Origin of the sequence: Halobacteriovorax sp. RT-2-3 (genome assembly GCF_047085075.1) — a bacterium.
GTDB lineage: Bacteria > Bdellovibrionota > Bacteriovoracia > Bacteriovoracales > Bacteriovoracaceae > Halobacteriovorax_A.
Window position 1 is genome coordinate 185,300 of the sequence record NZ_JBKIYF010000003.1, and the last position, 20,345, is coordinate 205,644.

The window sequence follows — 20,345 nt, forward strand, 5'->3', positions numbered from 1 at the left end:
CGTATCTAATTATCTTTCAATAGTCACTTTTTCCATAACTACATCTTGTATTGGACGGTCATGCATACCAGTGCGAACCTCACCGATCTTCTCAACAACATCCATACCTTCGATAACTTTACCAAACACTGTATGGCGTCCATCTAAGTGTGGAGTTGCACCAAGAGTGATGAAGAATTGAGAACCATTTGTTCCAGGGCCAGCATTTGCCATAGAAAGAATCCCTGCACTATCGTGGCGAAGGTCTGAGCGACATTCGTCTTCGAATTTATAACCTGGACCACCCATTCCTGTCCCATCTGGACATCCACCTTGAATAACGAAACCAGAAATAACTCTGTGGAAAATTAGACCATCATAGTAAGGACCTTCTTTTGCAGGAGTCTTTTGTCTCCCTTCAATAAGGTTAGCAAAGTTCCATACTGTTTCTGGACATTCTTTTGCGTAAAGCTCTACTTTGAAATTTCCCATATTAGTTTCAAAGTTTGCGTATAGACGATCAAGATCCTCTTTGTGGGCATCTTTCTTAGTTCCAAAACCGAACATAATTACTCCTTAATAATTTATATATTTAAAGCGTCCCTTAATAAAATTCGGGCGTTTCTTATGAGAATAAACACGGCGTACTTTTACACTTGCGCTTAAGTATTGATCTAAATAAAAACTTTCCTCTGAAGATAACTCTCCCTTAGGCGTATAGTAAGTTAGATAGCGATAATCGACAAAGTAGGCACCTTCAAAATTTACATTAGCTTCTTTTAAAGAAGCCTTCACTTCAATATCATTCAGGCACAGAGAGACAAATACAGGTCTTCCTTCTAACATTGATTTTGAGGACATTAATTTTTTTAACTGATCTAAATTCTCACGATAGCTATCAAACCAAATGATATTAACTCGATTAAATTTTGGAAGCTTGATATAGCCACCAGTGGCCGTTACAAAATCATTAGCGCTAAAAAAGATTTGCTCAACTTCTTTAAGAGTTGGGCTTCTCTCCATATTATGCGCACGTTCAGAGTACATACGATTAAAGGCAAATTGTATTTGCGAAGCGCTTTGATGATCTATTGAGAAACTATCCATTAGATTCAAAATATTTAAGTATCTCATATCTCTTGTGCGTTTACATTGTCCTTCTCCTGAAAAGTTTCTCCATTCAGGAAGAATTGGAAGCATATAAACGGCAGCACCCGAGTCACGATAGTATTCATCTGTTTGCACTCTTTTATACTCACGATCAACAGTCGTGGTACAAGAAAGAAGTGTTAATATGAATACGATATAAAGTAATCTCAATATAAAACCTATTTTTTAATTATTGCTTAGAGAAATATCTTAACATATTTTCTTTAATTTCATCTAACGTCATTGCATGAAGAGGATAGAAGCCTTCTTCATCCATTGCTAGGCCCCTAACTTTACTAGACTCAACACTTACACCCTGATCAACACAAATTCGATCACAAGCAAGAGTCTTAAGCTGTTCAGCTCCACCAAGTAGGTCACTGCCTTCAATCGTAACAAATAGACCCTTACGATCTAAAAGCTTATCAACAGAAGAAACGACTGCACTATTATAAATCATTAGCCTAGGCTTTGGTTCAGCCGGTGTAGGAGTTTTGGCCTTAATATGAGGCTCAAGAGATCTCCACTGCATAATCTTTTCTTCAAACTCTCTCTTCTCTTCGTCAAATTGCTGGCGATCCTTTGCTAAAAGGTCACTAAATTGAGAAATTTCATCTTTATATTCTTTAACCTGAGCTGAAGTTAGATTCCCGAAAGGAACTTCTTCAGCAGTGATTAGCTGGAGTGTTTTTGTTAGATCATTTAGATAATCTTCTTTTATTAGACTTAGAAGCCTTAGATTCTCAATACCAGTTCCAACTAAGCATAGATTTCTTGTCGCTTTAATATCTTCAAGACTAGCATGGTGTTCATTGTGATAAGTGATTCTTTCATCATCGGCAAGGGCAAGCTCATTAAGAGCATGAACTTGAGCTGCACCCATAGGATTTGCTATTGTTAACTCATTTGAGTAACAGATAAAATCAAAGTCTTCAAAAGATTCAATCGAATTTTTTAATGATTCAAGAACATCTTTACCAAGCTTTTCAAAAACTTCAGGGTTTTCTAATTTTTGGCGTTCAATTTCAGTTGTAGCATTTACCTTAAAAACGACGCGAAAAGTATCGGCCATACGAGAGCGACTCTCCAAGACAGAGTTCGGCGATAAAAAGCGCTTATGAACACGAATCACTTCCACATTACGGTGGGCGATTTCCCTAAACTCTCCTTGCGAGTCTGTTGGAATTTGACCAATAATTTTAACGTGGACACCTAAGTCTTCAAAAAAACGATAAGCGGCAAGGGCCTTCTTATCACTACCTAAAATCGCGATTTTCATGGCCCGATCTTATAAGCTTAAAGGCTTAATGACAATTAGATACCATTAAATAAAAAGAGATTTCATCTCTCCATTATCCACTACTGAATACTCAGAGAATGCATAAATAAAGTTGATGAATTGCTCCATGGCCTTGAACGAGTGCATCGATTTATCGAACTCACAACCATATTGCATATAAGTGACACCGTCAGCACCTTGAGTTAGTGCGCTGTGACGAATTTTAACGATAACAGGGATATATGATCCTTTTGTAAAATAGAATTTAAGCTTTAGCTCATCCCCTTCTTTTAGCTTTGCATCTGTTTTATCTGTCCACGGAACATTGAAAGAAAGTCCATCATGAGAGATATCAACCATATTGATTGCATAAGAATAACCATCTGACTCAATTACCGAGTAAGCTCCCATAAAGTTATTAAAGCAAATACGCTCAAAGCTTCTACGCTTCTTCTCGATATTCTCTTCTCTCTTTGCTTGGAAGTTGATTACTTTGTTATCAGACATTATTACCCCTTATTACAGATATTTTTGCTGTCTGACTTATCGTCAAAAAGGCATAAATCATGAGGTAAATAAGAGATAAAACTTGCGCTAGGCAAGAAGGTCCAAATATTAAAAACTAAATAAATTTAGATACTTATCGATATTTTTTCTTTTTCTGCCAAAATGGTGTCGAAGAAATCTCTGAGTGAATCAGTTGATAAGTTTCAAGCCTAGAGTGAACCATTAAACCCTCTTCAGTTTCAGGATCGTACTCTTCGCTAAAAAATGCACAACCTCGGTTCTCTGGCTCATGATTACAATTTGAATATTGGCAGTGACGAGCAATCTCTTCCAAATCAGGGAATAGCTCCATTAGATCATCTGGGTCAATATCATCTAGTGAAAATGATCGAATTCCAGGAGAATCAATAAGATAGAAGTCCCCAAGATCCACAATCTCAGACCAAGTGGTCGTATGTGAACCCTTTCCAACTTTTCCAACCTGCTTAGTCTTTAGCTCAACTTCGCCATCTGATAAACAAGAAATCGTTTGTGATTTCCCAACACCAGACTGGCCAACAAAAAGGGCCGTCTTCCCCTTTAGGGCCTCTTTAAACTCATTCATCCCACCTTTAAGATATTGAGTCTCATAGTCCTTATCAAGGGCGCAAATCTCGAAATACTTCACACCGAGCTCTTTCAAACGCAGGATTTCATATTGAATATCAAATTCTTCTGGGTCATAACCATCCATCTTATTGAAGACAATAATCGGCTCAACACCCCACTGAAAAGCACGCACAAGAAAGCGATCGATAATTCCTCGTTTAAATCTTGGCTTAGCAGCGGATGAAACAATAACCAAGTAGTCACAATTGGCCGCAGTAACTTTTCTTTTTGACGTTCTGACTAGAATTCTAAAGATCTCATTTTTACGAGGCATGGCCTCCTTGATGATATATTCACCAGTTTCAGCTATCGTATCTAAACAAACATTATCGCCAACAACTAGAGTTTCTCCTTTTTTTAGGAGATTACCAAGTGCCGTCGCCTTCACTACTTCCTTTGTTTCATCGATGAGACAATCGAAGTCGCGCTGGTGAGAGCGAATGATTTTAGCTTTTAATACGTTATCTGACATAGAATTCCACTGTGTAAACTTTCTATAAACTTTACCATCTCTTCAACATTTTTACATCTTATATTGACAAATGTGGCGAGTGCCATTATTTTAACTGAACACAAAGTCACTGTACGCACTCGTAGCTCAGCTGGATAGAGCATTCGCCTTCTAAGCGAACGGTCTCAGGTTCGAATCCTGACGAGTGCGCCATTTATTTCGACGACTTTCTATGAAACAACAATCTCTTAAATTTACTATTATCGTGGGATGCTTTTGGATCCTAATCATGGGTATTATTAATCTAGTCTTTAAACCATATGGAATTGACTATGATTCAGGTTGGGCCGCTACTTCGGCATTCTTCATTGCAAGTGCCCTGATCTTCAATTACTTAACGAATTCAATTCAAATCTCGAAAGATCACGTAAAGTCTTACTTGCTAGTAATCATAGTCTTCTTGGCCATGGCGCTTTCAATTAATTACATCTTTCCAATTTCAATTATTAAGAAATTTGAAATCATTAATTCGAAAATAATCTTTCCACTTTTTAGTTGGAATGTTTTTGTTTCAAAATCAGCAGATATTATTTTTCAGCAATTACTAATCAATATTCTCATTGAACATTATCTAAAATTCTATAATCGAAGAGATAGTGTAAAATATTTTGGGATATTCTTTGCAGTAATCCACCTGCCTCTATTCTATGTATTTGGACTTAAGGCCTTGTACTTTATCTTGCCGTCAATTGCAGGAGGAGTGCTCTTTGCCTATCTTATTTCATATTTCTATCGCGGCTATCTGCTATCGCTAGGGTTTCACTTCACTTTTTATTTAGGTCTGGGTGTCTTTTTAAGATATTTAAATTAATTTAATCGTCTAAACCATTAAATTTACTTAATTGAAACTTTGACAGTTAAAGGAATTTTCATGAGCTGACGATAAGTAGTGCATGAAACGAATCACTCTAGCATTACTTTCAATTTCTTTCTTTATTTCGTGCTCACCTAGCTATCATGTGGCATATGATGTTGATACGTGTGTAGAGGAATTAGATAATCGCTACACAGGAACAAATCGTTCTCCAAGCTCAATCTATAGAGTGGATGATGTCGTTATTAATCAAAAGAGTAAAGAAGCAGAAATCAAAGTAAGTTCGTGGTCTCATTCCCAATGGTTTTATGAAGGAAAGAAACCACATTACTTTTTCCAAGATACGAAATTGTTTTCTTATCAGGAAGTCGATTGTCCAAAGAAATTCGGTGAAGAATATCGTAAGAAAAATCTAGGTATTGATAAGCGAATCAAAAAAATTGACCTCTAGCCTTATTCAATTCGCTTTAATAATCTATCGTAAGCTGTTTTCTTATAACGAACAGAGATTGCCTGCCAAATATCGACATTTGAATCTTCAATAATTTCACCTTCACCATCTTCTTCCATTGCAGCAACGGCATCAGCATTGGCAGCAAATTCAGAATTCTTCTGAAGCGCATATTGATCTGCAGCTCCCTCTCCAAAGTCAAATTTAAAACCACCATTATTGGCCGCGCCAGCTGCATCAAGACCTTTCCCACCTTTTGCATCAACTGCTAGTCCATCTTGTAGCTCTTCCTCTTCATCATCATTACCAAAGTTAGAACCTTGGTTTGGTTGAGAAAGATATGGAAGTGCAGACATCAGGCCACCTGTTCCACCTGCTCTCTTATTTAAGCCTCCAAACTTTCTTCCAAAAGAAGCTAATAAGTTCTTAGCAACAGGCTTCTTCTTATTCGCCTTCTGTGCACGCTCTAGTGTTTTCTTCATAACTGCATTTGCTTTCTTATTTAGAGCGTTGGCAGATGAACCAAGAGCATCAAAAGCCTCTTGCGTAGTTGGAGAAACAGATGAAGTATCTTGAATACCGTTTGCAGCATTTACAAGTGATCCCACTAAGCTATCAGGCATACTAAATCCAGCAGCATTTAACTTATCTGTTCCACTTACAATATACTTTTTAGCGTTTGGACACGCCTTTGAACCGTTATTAGTCGCGATTTTTGGAAGACCACCAATACATTCAACTTGTTCACCAATTTGCTGAGGAGTATAAGCACTTAGCATTGTCGTTTTCTTTTGTAGAGTCTTTGCTTGAGCACTAGTCACAGAATCAGCAGATCTAAACTTTGCTAAGATAGCATCGATCTTATCAATATTCTTTTGTATCGCATCCGCTTCACTCTCCATTGCTTTTGCTGAAGCTAGAGAAGTACCACTCATTGCAATCCAAAGAGTCCCTCTTTTTATACTTGAAAGCATAAACGTATCCATTGCAGTACCTACAGGTAATTTATAAGCAGCAATTAATCCACCAAGGGCACCAATTAGACTTCCATAGTTACCGGCTTGAGCTTTACTAATTAATAGGGAAAGAAGAGATGCGTAGAAACCTGCTTTTGCGCTTGGTTTAGCTTCTGAAACCTTATCAATCCCTTTCGATTGACCTGAGTTCTTTACCGTCTCTTTTGTATGCATTAAACAAGCTGACTCAAGAGTTGCTTTTGTTCCTACAAGTGCTCCATTTGCTGTTTGAATCGTAGCATAAGCAGCATTTAACTTAACAAGAAGAGCTGCAGCCGCTGCTGCACCAGGACCAGTCGCTGCGGCAGCTTTTGTCGTTGCCTTAATCTTGGCCTCACATTCTTTTATTTGAGTTGCTGCGTATGTGTCTCCACCCAATGTACATGTCTGCTTACTTGATTCTTTCACCGTAATTAGCTCAGTTAAAAGAGTGTACTGAGTAGCTGATTCACCTGGTTGTAATTTTAAGGCTTCAATATTCTCTGTTGTTACGGCCGTCGCTTCACATGCAGTCATCGGAGCTTTAGCACCTGCCGCTGTTGTGTTAAAACACGCAGCTGCACCACCTTCTAGGGCCATAATTGTTTTAGCTCTCGCATTGACAGCAGCAGCACATGCCTGTGCTTGAACTAATTCTCCATTCCCTTGCACAAATGCAATACCAGATGCTACAGCAAATGCCGCAGCAGCTGCTTTTTGATATTTTGACTTATCTTCTGCTGTCCCCTTGATTTCCTCTAGGGCCGCTTTCTCTTCTTCAAGCATTTGTTTTTGTGAAACATCAACTTGTCCATCTTCATCAAGTCCTTCATATTCAATTCGATCTTTTCGGTCTTTAAGAGAAGTATTTTGTTTGAAGGCACTCATTAGTTCATTCACTAATAAAATACCTGCACCTAAAGCAGCAGCATAAACATCATAAGGCTTACTTGGTTTAAAGAATAACCAGATTTTTGAAACTAAGAATGCAATCGTAAGCATAATAAGAGGAGCAAAAAGTTGATTGTTGAAAATTCCAAGTCCACCGCTTGCTTCTTCTTTCGTATAGGTCCCACTATTTTGCTGACGCTTGCGGGCCATACTATCGTTATCTGATTCTTGTGCATTCTTTAATTTGAATGACCCATCACCTGACATCGAACGATCTTCTTTCGGAAGTGTACTTTGTGCCATCGCCTGTTGGCCCGTGATATTAAAGCGCGCTTGCTCGATATCAATTGCAATATTGAGATTAATCATCGTGAAGATGATGGTCGCCGTTAATAATTTATTGAGTACGTTTAAGCTTCTCATAAGAATCCCTCTTTAATAATTTATATTTTATTATAGGGCCTTAAGAGTTCCTAAAAAAGCGGGAACTTAAGTGCATTCTCTTTAATATTAACCACTTAGCTAAGATTAGGAATGCCAAAAAATTGAGTTATTTGAGAATAAATGAACGGTTTTTCTTCTCTCTCACAAGAGCGACCCTCTGCTTGTCCATCTTACGTCCACGATAAGTGGGAACATTAGGATCTGAGGCAATATCGATTTGCTTTTGAACCATAACCTTAAAGGCATCAATCATCGTATCCTCATTACCATCAAGCTCCTCGACTCCATACTTACCTAATTCTTTCACTAGGACGTGTACAGACTCAACAGTTGAAAGTGCTTGCTTATGAGGCTGGTGCTTAATGAGGAATGCTGATTCTTTATCAGAAGAAAAAGAAATTCGAGGAAGCTCATTGATATTTGTTGAAAGCTTCATCATTTTCTTAGCACATGGCCAAGTCCCATCGATCACAAAGATCAAAGGAATTTTATTCTTTAGTAATTCAATGTCTTTGTTTGAAGGTGCAGAAATATTAAGAGCATCTTCACCTGGATAGAGAACCATTGGATAATATCTTTCATCACTTAAAAGATCATTCACCTTCTTATCATTAGTAAAATCAATCCCCATGATTAGTTCACTATTAGCTAATCCAGTATGAGTTATACGACCTGTACCCAGCTTCTCTTTCTTTGCTTCCATTGGATGAATAAGAATGACAATCTTAGAGCGAATTTGAGATGTTTTGATAAGGCTACATACACAAAGTGTTTTGGGCCTTGAACAGCCCATACACTTTATGCGATATGAATTTGTGTCTTTTAAATCTTTAAGCATATATTAGAATAACTGATCCCACTCTTCCTGTGAGAATCCTCTTAGAGTTTTCTTACCTTTTTCTAGAATAGGTCTTTTTATTGCAGATGAATTTTCAACAAGAAGAGAAATTTGCTTTGCCTTTGTTGCTCCTTCAAATTCTTCTTTAATTTTTCTAAAAGTTGGTCCACGCTTATTAGCAGGAAGCTCTCCAAAAGCTTCATCCCATCTCTTTAAATCATCTTTTGTTGGTGGTGTTTTTTTATAATCAATAAACTCGTACGATACACCCTTTGCATCAAGGTACTTAAGAGCTTTTTTTACAGTATCGCAATTTTTTATTCCGTAAACTTTCATCATAAATCCTTTTTTAGAATAACAACCTGGCGACTTAAAATCTCTAAGCTCGCCCCAAGTTCCTTAGCAATATATCGAAAGACTTCTTCGTTGTAAAAACCAACATGAGTCTCGTCACGTAGATACCACCAGTTAGAGAACTTCTCTTTTTCTTCAGGGATAAAGTAAGTCATCACTCCTAAGTGACCACCTGGTTTTACAAGATCCCAGCACTTCTTAATATCTTTTGCTGGCTCATAGAAATGCTCCCACACTTCTGTAGAAGTAACAAAGTCGTACTGTTTTTCCAAAAGCTCAGGTCTATTTGCATAGTAAATGTCGTAGTCTTCAACATGATGCCCACGCTTTTTCATTTCTTTAGAAATCGTAGGCCCTGGTCCACAGCCAAAGTCTAATCCACGACTATTTTCAGATAATCTTTCACTTAAAGGCAGGATTAATCGATTCAAGAAATCAATATATCCTTGATCTTCACAATTATTTTCATGAGTATCGTAGCGAGATTTTTCAATTTCACTATTAAGCAATTTAGAACGATCTTTAAAAACGTAAGAACAATTCTTACATTCAAAATAATCACTACCTAAAGTATTCGCGTATAAATGAATTGAGTTACTATGACATAATGGACAGTGCATGAAATATTTTTATTACATCGCACCACTAATGAAAAGCTCTTTTAGCCTTTTAAAGCTATTCTTCTTGAAGTTCTTCTTCATTGATTTAGATAATTTTTGTTCCCCTAATTTATTTAGAGACTCAACAAGCATTTGAGGTAATGCGCCACCTTGCGAACTGAGATTAAAAGCCGCCATCGTTACAAAATCGGCCTTACTAGTCTTGAGGATTCTAATCGTAGCAAACTCACCATTTGATGTATCACAATGTTTTGCATCACTTATGACATAATTCGTGCGACACACACTAGGTCGATCTGAGTAAACACGGCAAGTACCCTTATCATCTAAGAATACACAGCCCCTTTGCTTATAAGGAATTGAAAACCAAGCAGCAGAATCATTTCCAGCAGCATATTGGATCGCCAGTAATTCAACATCAACCCTTATTCCATCTTCCAAAATTCGCGTGGCCAACAGCTCCGCCTCATCTTTATTTACGGATACTTGAGTATGGCAACAGGCAGAGCAACCCTTCCGACAAGAAATCATTGCTGCGGCAACAGGATCTGACTTAGCTTCATTCGTATAATGATCAATGATTTCATGAGAAAGCTGAACCCTCTCAATAGGGCCAGCCCTCTTTTGTAGGCGCTTATAGACAGAAATATAAAACTCTCTAAACTCATTTAATTGTGAGTATTTCTTAAAAGTTTCAAGTGCTCTTTGCGGATAATTCAGCTCGACCTCCTGGTCACGGCTAACTCTCTATCACTATTATATTCTAAAGCTCAACTTAAGCTTATCGCTAGGCAACAATGTTCATTTATAAAGTGAAAATGTTCGGCCATAAAAGTGTTTGGCAGTTAAACCAAATTATAGTAAATTTCAAACAAGCGTTTGAATCAAACAATTGTTTGAATATATAAGGGAGTAATTTTATTATGAAAGAGTACTTACGCCACGGACTCAACTTCTCAGTCCTCATGGTACTGATTACTGGCACTTCATTTAGTTGGGCCAATTCCCTTCCTGTCCTGCTCAGTGAGGATAAGCTCATTGCCTGGGCCGAGGAAGAAAACTTTAATCAATTAAGGATCTCATTAGAGGAACTTGCCAAGAAACAAGAAAGAGCAAAGTATGATGAAAACTTTGGTTTCAAATTAGATGCTCAAGCTAATTATCAAGAAACGAAAGAGAAATCTTTTGCACAGTTTATTCCGGTAACCTCTCCACTAGCAGATTTCCAAATGAAATTAAGTAAGAATTCTAAATACGGTCTTTCTTACGGAGTCTTGGTTAATGCAAATCAATACTCAAATAATTTCGTAAAAGATGGAACGACTTCTTCTGCAGGTGCATTCTTAGCTTTAGATATCTACAAGGATTTCCTAGGTTCAACTTCAAGAGCACAGGACGCAAGCCTTATGGTTCAAGAAGAGATTGCAAAGAGACAAAGAACAATTTCTTCACATGCATTTATTCAGGAAGTAAGAAAGCTATATTGGAAAATTGTAGCAAATAACGAATCAACTAAGATTGCTAAGGCACTTCTAAAAACAACAAAAGAGCTAGAAAAAGACACAAAGAAGAGATACCGCAGTAATATCGCTGACAAAGGTGATCTTTCACGTATTAGCTCTCAGGTTGAAGCTCGTAATGGCCAGCTATATCTACTTGAGTTTGAAAGAAATGAATTACTTAAAACACTTAAGTCTCTCTTTCCTGAAAAGCTAGGTGGTAAGACAGTACAATTAGAATCTTATGATCTTGATAGTACGGTTGAAGAAGTTATGGGTTGTACTCAAACTATTGCTCAACACTCGTCTTCCCTACCACTTGAGTATACTGAATATGATGAAGTTCTTGGACTACTTCAAAAAGATTTAGAACTTTCTCAAAAAGTTAATAATAACTACGACAAATCGGATCTAAAACTAACGACTCAATTTGAAGTTGTTGGAAAAGAGTATAGTTACTCAAATAGTTTTCAAGAAATGACTGACAATGGAGATAATCGTTTTTCAGTTGGTATTCAATGGACTATGCCGATTGGTGGAGAAAAGGATAAGACAAGAGAGATTCAAGACAAAATTATCAAACGTCAAAACCTTGCTCAAGCACAAGAAGTGAAAGGAAAGCTCGATGCGTTCCATGCACAAACACTTCGATCAGTACTAACACTACAAAATGTTATTAGAGCTCAAAAAAGAAATGAAGTTCACCTAAGAGAAACATTAAAAGACTCTAAGAGAAAGTTTAAACAGGCCCGTGTTACATCACAAGACCTCTTGATCGATGAGAACCAACTTTTAAACTCAAATCTTGATGAAGTTAGTACAAAGTATCAAGTAATAGAAACTATTATCAATTACTTCACAGTTTTCAACCAAACACCGTGTAAGTTAAATAGAAGAGTTAAGCTATGAATCAATTATCAAAATTCTTTATAGAGAATCATAAGTTTACGATCGTTGTTACGTTTTTCCTTTTAATCTATGGATTAATGGGATTAAACAAAATGACATCAGAATCATACCCAACAGTTTCCTTTGCTACAGCAGTCGTAACGACAATTTATGATGGTGCTTCAGCAAATGATATTGAAATTAAAATTACAAAACCGATTGAAGATGAAATTAGAACTGTTTCTGGAGTAAAAGACGTTAAGTCAACTTCTCAAGCAGGTTTATCTAAAATTATCATCCGCGTTGATATGGATAATGTTGACAGTGTTGATGATGTAATGAGTGATCTACAAAAGGCAGTCGATCGTGTATCTGATCTTCCACAAGATCTACAAGATGCACCGCTCTTCCAAGAAATTGCTTCGGATGAAATTCCAGTTTATCAAATTGCTCTTGTTGGACCAAACAACGTCAGAGAAAGAGATGAAGTAGCAGATATTCTTAAAGAAGATATTGAAGATATCAAGGCCGTAAAAGGCGTAACACTTGATGGCTTTGCAAAGAGAAAATTTGAAATCATTCTAGATCTTCAAAAACTTGAAAGACAACACATTGGTATCGACGAGGTTTTAAATAAACTACGTCTTAGAAATGTGAACGTTCCAGGTGGTACACTTAAAACTGACAATGACCAAAAACTTGTTCGTATTGAAGCAAAAGTTAGAAATGTTGAAGAGCTTAAAAATATTCTTATTCGTTCGAACTTTTCTGGGGCAAATATCTTTTTAGAAGATGTTGCTCAAGTAATCGATGGAAAAGAAGAAAAGAAAGTAATCACTTCATACAATGGTGAAGAAGCGACTCTTATCACAATCTCTAAAAAATCAGGTGAAGACACAATCGCGATGGTTGAAGAGATTAAAGCTCATATGGAGAAGTTTGAAAAACGCTATCCTGAGTACAAGTTCTATGTATACAACAACGAAGAATTAAAAGTTGTTAACAAACTTGAAGTACTAGCTTCCAACGCAGTTTCAGGTCTACTGCTTGTAATCTTCTTCTTATTTATTTTCCTTCCTGGACGTATTGGACTTCTAGCAAGTATGTCTCTACCACTTGCTGTATTCGGTACTCTTGGGTTTATGCCAGATTATGGACTGACACTAAATGCGATGACAGTTCTAGCGCTAGTTATTGCTCTAGGTATGCTTGTTGATAACAGTGTTGTTATCAGTGAAAACTTCACTCGTCTAATGAATGAAGAAGGATATAGTGCTAAAGAAGCAGCCCTTTCAAGTGTTAAGTCTCTTTGGCTTCCAATTACGGGAACAGCGATGACAACGATTGCGGCCTTCATCCCAATGCTAGTAACGAAAGGGATCATGGGACAATTTATTATGGCGATTCCAATCATCGTAACTGTTTCTCTGATTCTTTCATTAGTTGAATCATTCTTCTTACTTCCAATGAGACTTGCAAAGTACTCAGGTTCAGCAAAGAAGACTGGTACAGAAAAGAAAGCAGACTGGTTTACTAAGTTTCAAGCAAAGTTTGAATCGTTAATGACTATCGCGATTAGACACCGCTATATTTCAGCATTTTTCTTTACAACTATTATTATCGGCTCACTTGTTTTCATGGCCGTTGGTAATAAATTTATTCTCTTTCCAGCAGATCAAACAGAAATTTACCTTTCTCGCTTTGAAGCTAAAAGAGGAACTCCTGTTGAGAAGACAGAAGAATATATGCTTGAAGTAAGTCGTAAGATCAAAGAAAAGATCGGTGACCAAGCTAAGCATATCGTTGGTTTCTCGGGGAAAGCTGCTATTGGTTTCTCTGATCCAAAAGATAAAGAAGGTAATAACGTAGGTCTACTATTCATTTACGTAAATGATTATGCAAAATTTAATATTGCTGAAACGCAGATGCTTAAGAAACTTCGTGAAATTAAAGTTGAAGGACTTAAGTCATTAACATTTGAATCTCAAGTTAACGGTCCACCTGTTGGTGAAGATATTCAAGGTACATTCAGAGCAAATAGTTTTGATCAACTTGATGCAATCATTGGTGAGATTTCAGGAGAGCTAGGAAAGATCGATGGAATTCTTGATCTAAAAACTGATGATGTATACGGTGATGAAGAAGTTTACGTAGATATCGACTATGTTCGTGCAGATCAGCTAGGTGTATCAGCTTCTCAAATTGGTACGGCCATTAGAGCAGCTATCGCAGGAAGTATTGCAAGTACTGTAACATTAGATAATAAGGATGTAGACCTTGAAGTACGCTTTAAGAAAGCACTTAGAGGTAAACCAAATGATATTCTTAACATTCAAGTTATGGATAATCGTGGAAACCTTATTCCACTAAAGTCATTTGCCAAAATTCGTAAAGAGAATGGTACTCCAAATGTTAAACGTTATGACTTCAAAAGGTCTAAAACACTAATTGGCTCTGTTGATAATATTAATGCGACATCTGCAATGGCAAATATCAAGCTAAAGCAGATCTTTGATAAGGTTTCAGCTAAATATCCAGGTGTTTCACTACGCTTTGGTGGTGCCGCAGAAAGTACGAAAGAATCACTGGAGTCACTCGCTCAAGCAGGTGTCCTTGCAATTATTGCTATTTTTGCAATTCTTGTATTCCTGTTTAAGAGTTTTCTTCGTCCAATGATCATTATGATGACAATCCCTCTTGGATTTATTGGTTTCTCAATTGCCTTTGCGACGCCAATCCTTAGTGGTTACCCTGATCGTTCACGTCCAATCAGCTTCCTTGCCTTAATTGGTATTATTGGTCTAGCTGGGATTATCGTAAACTCAGGTATTGTTCTAATCAGCTTCATTGATGAGTTAAGAGCAGAAGGAAAACTTAGTTTAAATGAAATTCTTGTTAAAGCTTCTGGCTTACGTTTGAGAGCTGTACTTGTTACTTCTCTTACGACTGTATCGGGACTATTACCGACAGCTTACGGAATTGGTGGTTCAGATGCCATGCTTGTTCCAATGACGATGTCGATGGCATGGGGGCTAACTTCGGGAACAATTATGACTCTTATCTTCATTCCATGTGCTTACGCAATTATTGAAGACTTTGTTGAGTTTACGGATAGAATTTCGAATAAGATTTTCAAGAAAGGAAACACAGCTCAATCAAATAATGAAGAAGCTCCTACTGAGATCGTAGAGACGAAAGAGGTAGAAGTATAATGAGCAAGACAACTAGAGATTTAATTTTAGCAACTGCGAGTCGGCTTTTTGCCGACCGCGGTTATGATAATACTTCAATTCGTGACATTGCAAAGGAAGCAGATGCGAATGTTTCTGCAATAAATTACCACTTTAAATCAAAAGCTGGACTTTATGCAGAAGTATTAAATGAAAACGTTTTACGTATGCGTGATAAGCTAGACGAGATCAAAGGACAGATTTCTTCAACTGAAGACCTGGCCATTGAAATCTACAAATACTTCATGGATGAAAGTAATACTTTCTTTAATTCCATGAAACTCTTTCTTATGAATACACTTCCACTGGATGAAGCAATTATGCCTCCAACATGCCTAGAGGAACCAATGGGGCCTCCTGGGACACATGTTTTAATGGAACTGATTCAGAAAGAAATTAATTATTCTGGTGATGAAGAAAAGCTCATCTGGGCCGCTAGAAATATCATGCATAATATCATCATTATTTCTCTTGTTGCCCAGTCTTCTTTTATCAAACTCATGAAAGAAAAGGTCTGCAATTTCTCTGAAGAGGAAAAAATTGAGTCTATTAAAAGAAATGTTCGTTCAACTTTAAATTTTATTAGATAAATCCGATCAGACACATAGAAGGAATTTTTTCTATGTGTCGATTATTTGGATTTAGATCAGTTATATTAAGTCAAGTTCACCAAAGCCTTGTTCAGGCTGACAATGCCCTTGAGGTACAAAGTCGAGAACACCCACATGGTTGGGGCGTTGCCTACTATGTAAGAAACTCACCACATATTATCAAATCTACTTGTGCTGCACTCGAAGATAAGATCTTCAAAAAGGTTTCTGGTGTAGTTTCATCACAAACCGTACTTGGACATATTCGAAAGGCCACCATTGGAGAGACTAATATTCTTAACACTCACCCATTTCAATATGGGCATTGGACCTTCGCACACAATGGAAATATTAAAAATTTTGATGAGTGTCGTGACAAGATTCTTTCACATATCCCAGAGTATTTTCAAAAATTTATTTTAGGGACAACTGACAGTGAGGTTCTCTTCTACTTTCTCCTTTCAAAGATCTCAAAAGAGATCAACTTAAGTGAAGAAGAAATTGATATCGAATTTGTCACAAATATTATCAACAGTGCAATTGATGAGCTTATTGAAATTATTGGCGAATTGAACTTTGATCCAAAAGCTCCACCAACAGATAACTTCATTTCATTTATCTTAACAAATGGAAACCTTATGCTTGCCTTTAATGGTGGTAAAAAGCTTTACTATTCTACATATAAGAATAAATGTCTCGATCGAGATACCTGTAGTAGTTTTTCCCCAGAATGTGAGGCACCAACTAAGACAGGTTTTGTAAACCATCTAATCTTTTCAAGTGAGCCACTATCTGGTGACAATATTTGGATTGATCTTAAGCCTATGGAAATTATGGGTGTAGATTTTAAAATGAGATTATTTAACAAAAGCCTTAGATAGCTCGATAGAATTTCCCCGAGTTTAAGTACTCATGGTAATCATCCATTTTATATACCTTCATTCTACTGATCGAGTAATCATAAATAACAGATTGGAGCATCTGAGGGTTTAATCGCGATGTAGCAAATGCTTCCCAAAGGGCCTTGTACTCATTCCCATCAATAGCTTCATCAGCAAATAAGATATGACAAATTGCGAGATACTTAAGCTTTGAATCTTCTTTCTTAATACCTTTGAAAACCCTTTCAATGTACTTCTTATTTAAAAAGCCATTGATTTTTTCAAGGTCATAACGATCATTTAAAACAAGATTAATTATCAGAAGAATCTCTTCTTCTACGACCTTACCTGATAAGATTTCATCGATACCCTCAACAATCCCTTTCTTTCTTCCAGATTTAATAAAATCAGAAAAAGTTGTCAGTCTATTCTCATCTAATCTTAAGAAGTGTTTCGCAAAAGTTAGAAATAGCATATTGGCCATATCGTAAAGCGGTTTCTCTTCGTGCCATATTTTACGTATAAATTTACGATTTTTCTTAAAGACAGTTGGTACTTGAATAAGGACACTAAAGAGCCAAAATACCTGTTCTATATTATTAACGACGAAGTTCGCATCGTAGTTATCAAAAAACCACTCTTCTTCTTTTTCAGTTAATTCGTGATCTGCGAGAAGGACAATCAAAGAAATAAATGGAGAGACAACTTTCCAGCTATCGTCGTGAAACTCACCGAGATGCATCTTCTTAATAACTGATTTAACAGCTGCAATTTCCCTTTTATTTACTTCGCCATCAGACTTTACAGCGGCAATGACTTCATTACGCATCTTTAGAATTTCATCTTTAGAATATGCATTTACTGCCAAAACATTCTTAATATCAAATGAATGGATTGGAACCTTTGGCATGTGTCCACTAATATGACGTAAAATATTTCGAAGGCTTTCAAATTCAGCTTGATCCAAAACACCATCATTAGAATATGAGATCATTAATGAGAACAATAAGGCATTTGAGTAATCTCTAAGTCCTGCTCTATTAAAGTAATGGGTACGATAAAATCCATCTCTGATATATTCAAGATCTTCTTCTTTAATCTCTAGATGTTCATAAGCTTCACGTAATACATTTGGCGCTTTCTTATTTCTAATCTTCGTACTAAATACGTCAAAAAGGCGAAAGAAAATCTGCTTCTTTTCCTCATAAGTAAACTTAGCATTGATATATTTGAATGAGCTTTTCCATCGATTGTAAAAGGATTGATCTTCATCAATTTCATTAATAATTTTTTCAACTTGATTATAGGAGCTAAAAGACCATGAATAGAAATAAGCAAAGAAATTCTTTCGAAGTACCTTATCAATATGTAAATCCTCACATATTTCATGGCACATCAATAGAATGACATCTTCTTTAATCAACGCTTACCTCTTTTCTTGCCATCGAAAATCTTAATCTTAGGCACATAAGTATAACAGGCCCCTAAATAGAAGGAACATATAATATAATAAACCCAAATCATTGCTACGAGTAGGTTATAAAAACTTCCGTAGTCACTAACTAAATCATCTTTAAAATACTTAAGATAAACCCAATAAGTCGATTTGCCGATGAAGAAGCACATAACAAATACGCATGCACCACAGAGCGCATCTTTATAGCTAACCTTGATTTGTGCTGAGACCTTATATACAAGAGCAAAGGTTGTAATTGTAAATGGTAACAAGAGCAATTCAATAAGATAATAAAGTTCATTTGAGTGTTTTGTTACATTTGATAACAAACCAACAATCACATTCTTTTCCATCAAAAATGAAACGATTAGAAAAAAGAGAGCTAAGACAACACCAAAAATAGCAGATCTTAGATCATCTTGAATCATTCCCCCGTCAATATCCACTTTTGAAAGAGTATTAATTCCAAAAATAAATGAAGTACTAATACCTAAACAAGCAAAGAACCAAAGACCAAGCTGATGCCAGTCCACAAATGAGCCCTTTACCTGCTCTTCTACTAGATGCTTAATAGCATTTAAGACAGAAGTATCAATTTGTGGAAAATTTGAAAAGATCATTGAAATGATATGTTCTTTTGCCGTATCACTATCACCTAGATAAGCACCAATAATTGAGATAAGAATCATGATCGCCGGGCCAAAACTTAAGATCGTAAAGAAAGTTGTTGCACCGGCCAGTACTTCTCCTTTTCTCTTTTTAAATAAAAAAATTGAGGCAATTAAGCGAAGTACGAATGTCTTACAAAATTCAAGAAAGTCTTTTTCAATTTTGTCAGGATCGAGCCTAACGGCGTTCATATATTTTTTCATTTGCTATTCAGGTACGAATACCTGACTCCCTTTCTCTTCTTTTCATCGATTCCTATATATATTCATCGGTTATAAATCCCTGAATTTTAGTTTGTTCATTCTTTTTTTTTCCGCAATTTTAAGTACCTACAAAAGTTAGCCGATAAGTATGATTAGCTGATGGTCAAAGATTACCATCTCAAACTGCTTTTAAAATGGTGGTAAAATACTAAGGTGGCCCTGGTCACTTCTAGGATGGAGAAAATAATGAGTAAGTTAATTATCGCAATTTCATTAATGTATTTATCGTCACAATTTTCTTTTGCAAGAAAACCAGCGGTAGAAGATACATATACTTCTTCAATCGAAGAATATAAAGAAGTTGAACCTTCAAAAGCAAAAGGATATGACTTCTCTCCAACGAGAAAACCCTCTACAGCAAAAACAGAAAGAGTACATAGCCCAGAACTTTTAAAAGTAGAAAGTTATACAGAAAGTAATGCCTCAGAAAGCTTACTTTACCTTTTCTTTATTCTACTTCCAATTGCAGTTAGTGCTTATACATTCTTCAGAGCGAACAAAGATTCTTACGCTAATAACCTAAAGCGTGAAGAGACTACTGATCATTCAAATGTAACTCACCTCTCAGATAAGAGAAGTACAAAAGAGAAAGACGAAGTTAAGAAAGCTTCGTAAAAATCCTAAAAAAGAACCAATTTATTTTTTATATGTTTGAGACCACTTACTCCCATTAACATGGGAGTAAGCCTTATAGACTGAACCACTAGAGATAACGACATCTAGTTGTCCATCATTATTAACATCCATAAAGTTAACTAAATGCGCCCTCTTATAAAGGCCATAATTATCTTTGTTCTCTTGCCAAATTTGTCCGAAGTTATGAATTTTAATATTATCTAATTTTCCATTCTCAACTACGATACCCCATAAATTGGAAGAACCATATGTATTGATATAGTTAGTATTACCATTAAATTGGTAAAAGAGTGTTGCTGTTTTATTTTCTGAAATCTTTCTTCTTTTAATTCGATAGATGTGAGAATTAAATCCTGAAATTGGAAATCGATAACTAAAAATTAATCTTTTTTGAACATCATAAATCTGTAAAGTCGGGATACCATCAACAATTGAGGTTCCAATATACTCTCTTACAATGTCGCCATTTATATCAATTTGGTAAAGTGCGGAATCTTTCTTGTAATGAGTTTTAGCTCTCTTCTTCTCTTCCTTTTTGCTACCTTGTGTATAAAAATCATCGAGAAGCCAGGCATCCTGAGCAATACTATTTGTTGAAAATAATAAGATCGGACATAGGCCAATCATCAATTTTAATGACAACATATGTTAATTATATCATCGAGTTCAAATTCCAACATCCCCATGCTCTTTTATTCCCCTATTTCGTCAAAAACAGCGACAAACAATATCCTCGAGGGCCTAGAAGATTGA

The 20,345-nt window shown here is 36.3% G+C and carries 20 protein-coding genes and 1 tRNA gene; 8 read left to right on the forward strand and 13 right to left on the reverse strand.

The annotated features are described in order from the left end of the window. Nucleotides 1–9 precede the first annotated feature (9 nt). From ACMAYX_RS11370 to rsgA, 5 genes are all read right to left on the reverse strand, one after another. Nucleotides 10–546 carry a peptidylprolyl isomerase gene (locus ACMAYX_RS11370; protein WP_412471965.1) on the reverse strand — a complete coding sequence of 179 codons (537 nt, stop codon included), beginning with the start codon at nt 544–546 and terminating at the stop codon, nt 10–12. A 9-nt stretch (nt 547–555) separates the two neighbouring features. Continuing rightward, complete coding sequence (locus tag ACMAYX_RS11375; RefSeq protein ID WP_103218988.1) at nt 556–1,299, reverse strand: hypothetical protein; 744 nt, start codon at nt 1,297–1,299, stop codon at nt 556–558. A 19-nt stretch (nt 1,300–1,318) separates the two neighbouring features. Further along, nucleotides 1,319–2,407, reverse strand: a complete 1,089-nt coding sequence (locus tag ACMAYX_RS11380) for a hypothetical protein (RefSeq protein WP_103218987.1) — start codon at nt 2,405–2,407, stop codon at nt 1,319–1,321. 45 nt (nt 2,408–2,452) lie between these two features. Next, nucleotides 2,453–2,914, reverse strand: a complete 462-nt coding sequence (locus tag ACMAYX_RS11385) for a PilZ domain-containing protein (RefSeq protein WP_103218986.1) — start codon at nt 2,912–2,914, stop codon at nt 2,453–2,455. Between the two features lie 133 nt (nt 2,915–3,047). Continuing rightward, nucleotides 3,048–4,034 carry a ribosome small subunit-dependent GTPase A gene (rsgA, locus tag ACMAYX_RS11390; RefSeq protein WP_412470901.1) on the reverse strand — a complete coding sequence of 329 codons (987 nt, stop codon included), beginning with the start codon at nt 4,032–4,034 and terminating at the stop codon, nt 3,048–3,050. Nucleotides 4,035–4,149: 115 nt separating this feature from the next. Between rsgA and ACMAYX_RS11395 the strand changes: the two genes are divergently transcribed. The 3 genes from ACMAYX_RS11395 (at nt 4,150) to ACMAYX_RS11405 (ending at nt 5,338) form a co-directional block, all read left to right on the forward strand. Next, nucleotides 4,150–4,226: transfer RNA gene (locus ACMAYX_RS11395), tRNA-Arg, on the forward strand. 19 nt (nt 4,227–4,245) lie between these two features. Further along, a complete protein-coding gene (locus tag ACMAYX_RS11400; protein ID WP_412462973.1) occupies nt 4,246–4,884 on the forward strand; it encodes a hypothetical protein in 639 nt (212 codons plus the stop codon). An 82-nt stretch (nt 4,885–4,966) separates the two neighbouring features. Beyond that, nucleotides 4,967–5,338 (forward strand): hypothetical protein, encoded by a 372-nt coding sequence (locus ACMAYX_RS11405; RefSeq protein WP_392990832.1) that lies wholly within the window; start codon nt 4,967–4,969, stop codon nt 5,336–5,338. 2 nt (nt 5,339–5,340) lie between these two features. Here the strand turns inward: ACMAYX_RS11405 and ACMAYX_RS11410 are convergent, their stop codons facing one another. The 5 genes from ACMAYX_RS11410 to ACMAYX_RS11430 all read right to left on the reverse strand — a co-directional run bounded on the left by ACMAYX_RS11410 (nt 5,341) and on the right by ACMAYX_RS11430 (nt 10,011). Then, entirely contained in the window at nt 5,341–7,647 is a 2,307-nt protein-coding gene (locus ACMAYX_RS11410; RefSeq protein WP_412469925.1) for a hypothetical protein, read from the reverse strand. 127 nt (nt 7,648–7,774) lie between these two features. Then, entirely contained in the window at nt 7,775–8,506 is a 732-nt protein-coding gene (locus ACMAYX_RS11415; RefSeq protein ID WP_103218981.1) for a tRNA-uridine aminocarboxypropyltransferase, read from the reverse strand. Nucleotides 8,507–8,509: 3 nt separating this feature from the next. Continuing rightward, nucleotides 8,510–8,842 carry an arsenate reductase family protein gene (locus ACMAYX_RS11420; RefSeq protein ID WP_233189733.1) on the reverse strand — a complete coding sequence of 111 codons (333 nt, stop codon included), beginning with the start codon at nt 8,840–8,842 and terminating at the stop codon, nt 8,510–8,512. Beyond that, entirely contained in the window at nt 8,842–9,480 is a 639-nt protein-coding gene (locus tag ACMAYX_RS11425; protein ID WP_103218979.1) for a class I SAM-dependent methyltransferase, read from the reverse strand. The genes ACMAYX_RS11420 and ACMAYX_RS11425 overlap by 1 nt, the downstream gene beginning before the upstream one ends. Nucleotides 9,481–9,492: 12 nt before the next feature. Next, nucleotides 9,493–10,011, reverse strand: a complete 519-nt coding sequence (locus ACMAYX_RS11430) for a YkgJ family cysteine cluster protein (RefSeq protein WP_412462975.1) — start codon at nt 10,009–10,011, stop codon at nt 9,493–9,495. A gap of 392 nt (nt 10,012–10,403) precedes the next feature. On the opposite strand from ACMAYX_RS11430, the gene ACMAYX_RS11435 reads away from it, so the two are divergent. From ACMAYX_RS11435 to ACMAYX_RS11450, 4 genes are read left to right on the forward strand one after another with little or no spacing between them, the layout of a single operon-like run. Next, nucleotides 10,404–11,888: a TolC family protein gene (locus tag ACMAYX_RS11435; protein ID WP_392990827.1), complete on the forward strand. Its 1,485-nt coding sequence runs from the start codon at nt 10,404–10,406 to the stop codon at nt 11,886–11,888. Then, nucleotides 11,885–15,079: an efflux RND transporter permease subunit gene (locus ACMAYX_RS11440; RefSeq protein WP_412462976.1), complete on the forward strand. Its 3,195-nt coding sequence runs from the start codon at nt 11,885–11,887 to the stop codon at nt 15,077–15,079. The genes ACMAYX_RS11435 and ACMAYX_RS11440 overlap by 4 nt, the downstream gene beginning before the upstream one ends. Further along, a complete protein-coding gene (locus ACMAYX_RS11445; RefSeq protein ID WP_103218975.1) occupies nt 15,079–15,687 on the forward strand; it encodes a TetR/AcrR family transcriptional regulator in 609 nt (202 codons plus the stop codon). Before ACMAYX_RS11440 ends, ACMAYX_RS11445 begins: the two co-directional genes overlap by 1 nt. 32 nt (nt 15,688–15,719) lie before the next feature. Beyond that, the gene (locus ACMAYX_RS11450) at nt 15,720–16,568 is read left to right on the forward strand and encodes a class II glutamine amidotransferase (RefSeq protein ID WP_392990823.1); all 849 of its coding nucleotides are present in this window, start codon (nt 15,720–15,722) and stop codon (nt 16,566–16,568) included. Here ACMAYX_RS11450 and ACMAYX_RS11455 read toward each other — a convergent pair. Beyond that, nucleotides 16,561–17,991: a hypothetical protein gene (locus ACMAYX_RS11455; protein WP_412469926.1), complete on the reverse strand. Its 1,431-nt coding sequence runs from the start codon at nt 17,989–17,991 to the stop codon at nt 16,561–16,563. The genes ACMAYX_RS11450 and ACMAYX_RS11455 overlap by 8 nt on opposite strands. Further along, on the reverse strand, nt 17,988–18,884 hold the full coding sequence (locus ACMAYX_RS11460) for a YihY/virulence factor BrkB family protein (RefSeq protein ID WP_412462978.1): 897 nt from the start codon (nt 18,882–18,884) through the stop codon (nt 17,988–17,990). Before ACMAYX_RS11460 ends, ACMAYX_RS11455 begins: the two co-directional genes overlap by 4 nt. Before the next feature lie 258 nt (nt 18,885–19,142). Between ACMAYX_RS11460 and ACMAYX_RS11465 the strand changes: the two genes are divergently transcribed. Continuing rightward, nucleotides 19,143–19,571 (forward strand): hypothetical protein, encoded by a 429-nt coding sequence (locus ACMAYX_RS11465; protein WP_103218971.1) that lies wholly within the window; start codon nt 19,143–19,145, stop codon nt 19,569–19,571. A 21-nt stretch (nt 19,572–19,592) separates the two neighbouring features. Here ACMAYX_RS11465 and ACMAYX_RS11470 read toward each other — a convergent pair whose 3' ends face one another. Then, a complete protein-coding gene (locus ACMAYX_RS11470; protein WP_146037909.1) occupies nt 19,593–20,237 on the reverse strand; it encodes a hypothetical protein in 645 nt (214 codons plus the stop codon). Nucleotides 20,238–20,345 lie beyond the last annotated feature (108 nt).

Excerpts from the sequence above, each read along its gene's own strand:
- ACMAYX_RS11380 (WP_103218987.1), bottom strand. The coding sequence starts at position 2,407 with ATGAAAATCGCGATTTTAGGTAGTGATAAGAAGGCCCTTGCCGCTTAT.
- ACMAYX_RS11405 (WP_392990832.1), top strand. The coding sequence starts at position 4,967 with ATGAAACGAATCACTCTAGCATTACTTTCAATTTCTTTCTTTATTTCG.
- ACMAYX_RS11450 (WP_392990823.1), top strand. The coding sequence starts at position 15,720 with ATGTGTCGATTATTTGGATTTAGATCAGTTATATTAAGTCAAGTTCAC.
- ACMAYX_RS11470 (WP_146037909.1), bottom strand. The coding sequence starts at position 20,237 with ATGTTGTCATTAAAATTGATGATTGGCCTATGTCCGATCTTATTATTT.
- ACMAYX_RS11415 (WP_103218981.1), bottom strand. The coding sequence starts at position 8,506 with ATGCTTAAAGATTTAAAAGACACAAATTCATATCGCATAAAGTGTATG.
- ACMAYX_RS11440 (WP_412462976.1), top strand. The coding sequence starts at position 11,885 with ATGAATCAATTATCAAAATTCTTTATAGAGAATCATAAGTTTACGATC.
- ACMAYX_RS11445 (WP_103218975.1), top strand. The coding sequence starts at position 15,079 with ATGAGCAAGACAACTAGAGATTTAATTTTAGCAACTGCGAGTCGGCTT.
- ACMAYX_RS11460 (WP_412462978.1), bottom strand. The coding sequence starts at position 18,884 with ATGAACGCCGTTAGGCTCGATCCTGACAAAATTGAAAAAGACTTTCTT.
- ACMAYX_RS11425 (WP_103218979.1), bottom strand. The coding sequence starts at position 9,480 with ATGCACTGTCCATTATGTCATAGTAACTCAATTCATTTATACGCGAAT.
- rsgA (WP_412470901.1), bottom strand. The coding sequence starts at position 4,034 with ATGTCAGATAACGTATTAAAAGCTAAAATCATTCGCTCTCACCAGCGC.
- ACMAYX_RS11420 (WP_233189733.1), bottom strand. The coding sequence starts at position 8,842 with ATGAAAGTTTACGGAATAAAAAATTGCGATACTGTAAAAAAAGCTCTT.
- ACMAYX_RS11385 (WP_103218986.1), bottom strand. The coding sequence starts at position 2,914 with ATGTCTGATAACAAAGTAATCAACTTCCAAGCAAAGAGAGAAGAGAAT.
- ACMAYX_RS11435 (WP_392990827.1), top strand. The coding sequence starts at position 10,404 with ATGAAAGAGTACTTACGCCACGGACTCAACTTCTCAGTCCTCATGGTA.
- ACMAYX_RS11465 (WP_103218971.1), top strand. The coding sequence starts at position 19,143 with ATGAGTAAGTTAATTATCGCAATTTCATTAATGTATTTATCGTCACAA.
- ACMAYX_RS11410 (WP_412469925.1), bottom strand. The coding sequence starts at position 7,647 with ATGAGAAGCTTAAACGTACTCAATAAATTATTAACGGCGACCATCATC.
- ACMAYX_RS11370 (WP_412471965.1), bottom strand. The coding sequence starts at position 546 with ATGTTCGGTTTTGGAACTAAGAAAGATGCCCACAAAGAGGATCTTGAT.
- ACMAYX_RS11430 (WP_412462975.1), bottom strand. The coding sequence starts at position 10,011 with ATGATTTCTTGTCGGAAGGGTTGCTCTGCCTGTTGCCATACTCAAGTA.
- ACMAYX_RS11400 (WP_412462973.1), top strand. The coding sequence starts at position 4,246 with ATGAAACAACAATCTCTTAAATTTACTATTATCGTGGGATGCTTTTGG.